General features: G+C 45.5%; 3 protein-coding genes. 1 reads left to right on the forward strand and 2 read right to left on the reverse strand.

Translation table 11 applies throughout. From position 1 onward, the window contains the following. Positions 1-449 precede the first annotated feature (449 nt). Positions 450-1,460, forward strand: a complete 1,011-nt coding sequence (locus tag QUA16_RS36150) for a J domain-containing protein (RefSeq protein ID WP_333109626.1) — start codon at positions 450-452, stop codon at positions 1,458-1,460. A 161-nt stretch (positions 1,461-1,621) separates the two neighbouring features. Here the strand turns inward: QUA16_RS36150 and QUA16_RS36155 are convergent, their stop codons facing one another. After that, positions 1,622-1,897: a DUF1816 domain-containing protein gene (locus QUA16_RS36155; protein WP_333109627.1), complete on the reverse strand. Its 276-nt coding sequence runs from the start codon at positions 1,895-1,897 to the stop codon at positions 1,622-1,624. Between the two features lie 369 nt (positions 1,898-2,266). Next, complete coding sequence (locus tag QUA16_RS36160) at positions 2,267-2,557, reverse strand: DUF1816 domain-containing protein (RefSeq protein ID WP_333109629.1); 291 nt, start codon at positions 2,555-2,557, stop codon at positions 2,267-2,269. Positions 2,558-3,118: the final 561 nt, after the last annotated feature.

The following is a 3,118-nucleotide window of genomic DNA, read 5'->3' on the forward strand; positions in this document are numbered from 1 at the left end:
GAGGGATAACCGCTCCCATGCTCCCGATGAAGTAAGAAGCAAATGTCTAGACTTGTCTAGTATTTGTGTAGCAGTTTCACCGTCTCAAAGCTCACAGGTATAGCAACGGCCTATAGGGTAAGGACGTTCCTTAATTGATGAAAGCTATTGTTTGTGTTGTCGAATGCCAAAAGCATTTCTAGAGGCTGCTCCGGCTGCCTTGTGCACGAGAGAGCGGAATGCTATAAAATCTTAAACAGCAGCGGAGTGCGGAAATTGCGATCGAACGCCCAGCAACAACCGAACTCGATCGAGTCCCAACCTTTGATAACCTATAATTTGAATGAGATGTCGCAGGCACTTCGGCTCCTGGCATTATACTAATGCGCCATCCTGCGGCTAATTTGGGATTTATTCTTTCTAACAACTAACAACTAACAAATAACAACTAATAAAGAGGGGATTGCTTAATGGCTGCAACAGATTTTAAAGACTATTACGCTATTTTGGGACTCAACAAAACTGCCACTTCTGACGAATTAAAAAAAACTTTCCGTAAACTAGCCCGCAAATATCACCCGGACATGAACCCCGGCAACAAAGAAGCCGAAGCTCGTTTTAAAGAAGTAAACGAAGCTTACGAAGTGCTCTCAGACCCTGAAAAACGCAAAAAATACGACCAATACGGTCAATACTGGAAGCAAGCTGCCACAACTCCAGGCGGATGGCCGGGCGGGGGCAGTACGAATGTAGACTTTGGCGGGGTTGACTTCAGCGAGTACGGCAGTTTTGACGAATTTATCAATGCCTTGTTAGGTCGCGCAGGTAGTAGTCCGGGTAATGCCCGCAACGCCAAGTGGAATTACAGCAACTACCGCACCACCAGCGGCGGGCCCACAGGTTTTGGCGGCTTTGAAGATTTCGCGGGGTACGAAAACCGCAGCGCAGGAAGCTCTCTCGACACCGAGGTCGCCATTTCCCTGACTCTGGGGGAAGCATTTCGGGGCACTTCCAAGCGAGTCGCCACGGGGGAAGTTTCGATTCCAGCAGGAGTGAAAACCGGCAGTAAAATTCGGATAAAAGGCAAAGGTCAAGTTGACCCCTACACGAAGCAGCAGGGAGATTTGTACCTAAAATTAGAAGTGTTGCCTCACGCTTTCTTCCAGTTTGAGGGAGAGAATTTGGTCTGCGAAGTCCCGATAACTCCCGACGAAGCGGTGTTGGGAGGTTCAATTGAAGTGCCGGCGCCTGAAGGTATGATCACTGTGAAATTTCCAGCCGGGATTCGTTCGGGTCAGTCTTTGCGGTTGCGGGGCAAAGGATGGCCGAAACCGAAGAAAGACGAGCGGACTGATTTGTTAGTAAAAATTGCGATCGTGCCACCGAAAGAACTCACCACTGTCGAACGCGAGTCCTACGAAAAAATCCAAGCAAATCGTACTTTTAATCCTCGCAGTAATCTCAATCAGATGGTGCTTTGAAAAGTCGTGCATTTATCGGACGCAAATAGATTCTTTCTTAACTATTTCATCGGGACACAGCTTTGTTGTGTCCCTAGTGTATGCAAGCGCGATCTCATTTGAAAAAAACCCTGTTAACAACTCAACTTTTCTGCGCCCGTAATTTGCACTTTCCAACCTTCTCAAGACTCTTCGCTAGCTCTTAGCTGAGTAGGTTGACTACCTTGTTTGATGTTGATGCTAATTTTTTTAGATCCTTTGTTCTCCAAGTCTCGGATGTAGTTGTTCGAGTTGTCCGAAGCTTCCTGTCTGCTGTCATAGGGCCCAAAGTAATAGGTACCCTTTGGCGAATCTGTATCCACTTCTACCCACCATTCGTTGCGTCGAGTGCTGCTAGCAGGTTGAGCTAGCACCCAAAAAGCCGTGAAAAACATACCCAACATAGAGATTTCAAACATATTTACCTCTGGGAATACTTAAGTAGTTTTTACTCTTCTCAATTTATCAACGCAACGAGAGCGATCGGCTCATCCTCAGTGCTGATTTGATCCCGATAAATTTTGGCAGTTAATGGTGGCTAAAATCTGCATTTTGGTGGAGAAGATGCCGACTTTTAAGCCACCACTACAAATACAAACTCCGCAGAGTAAGGACTAGGAGAAGCTCATGCTTAATATTATTGTTGAGGCTTGAGGTAATTGAAAACTCAAACAAAACTTAGGCACTCTTGACGCTCAGAAACCGGGTTATTTAACAGATACCCGTCGTAATAGATGGAGTATTTTAGTCAAAAAACCCGGTTTCTGGAGTCTGGACTATCAAAATTCTTAAGCCGCGATACTCTCTGAGAATTCACTGTCGCAAATCGTGAGTTCCGAAGGCTGACACCGTTTGATGCGGATGCTAACTCTTTTGGCTTTCTCGCTTTCCAGGTCTTCGATGTAGCCCGGAATATTGCTGGAGGCTTCTTTGTCGGTGTCGAAGGGGCCAAAATAGTAGGTACAGCGGGGCAAATCTGTGACGATTTCTACCCACCATTTCTCAGGGCTGCGGGGGCTGGAGCCAGCAAACACGGACAATACTGCGACGTAGATACAAAATAAATAAATTCCGAGCATTTTTCCTCTTTTGGGGTTATTTATTTTCTCACAGGACTTACGCCCTCGCGACTCTCATCAACCGGGTTCTTCAACTCCTGGCGATCGCCCTTTACCAGAGAATTTAGTCCTTCAAACCCGGTTTCTGCGTTTAGAATTGTCTAACTTTATCAAAGTAATTTGTGCGATCGCATCAACCTGAGTGCTGATTTTGAGGCGAGAATAGAATCCCAGTGAATCAACTATTTTGCATTTAAATTTAAGCTTCATGGTGGGCTAGGAGTGGCGACCCCACAAGAGTTTAAGTACGCAGTAGTCGATCGATTAAATGCGCGACAGCTTACTTCGCGAAATACGCCGGAATATATAGAATTTCTTGGGCAGATGAGGTATGAAATCAAACTTAATAACCTTGGCAACACAGGTTTCGGTGTATCCAATTTTTGTGAGAAAGGCTATATACTCTAGGCGATTGCTTCGCGTATAGCTGACAGTGACATATAGCTCATTTGTGACAAGTTAAGAAAAAGTGCAAATTGTCAAGGGGGTAGACCAAAAAAGGTAAAATAGGATGAAACCTTT

Source organism: Microcoleus sp. S13_C3 (genome assembly GCF_036700905.1).
In the GTDB taxonomy this organism is placed as follows: Bacteria; Cyanobacteriota; Cyanobacteriia; order Cyanobacteriales; family Microcoleaceae; genus Microcoleus.

Excerpts from the sequence above, each read along its gene's own strand:
- QUA16_RS36150 (WP_333109626.1), top strand. The coding sequence starts at position 450 with ATGGCTGCAACAGATTTTAAAGACTATTACGCTATTTTGGGACTCAAC.
- QUA16_RS36155 (WP_333109627.1), bottom strand. The coding sequence starts at position 1,897 with ATGTTTGAAATCTCTATGTTGGGTATGTTTTTCACGGCTTTTTGGGTG.
- QUA16_RS36160 (WP_333109629.1), bottom strand. The coding sequence starts at position 2,557 with ATGCTCGGAATTTATTTATTTTGTATCTACGTCGCAGTATTGTCCGTG.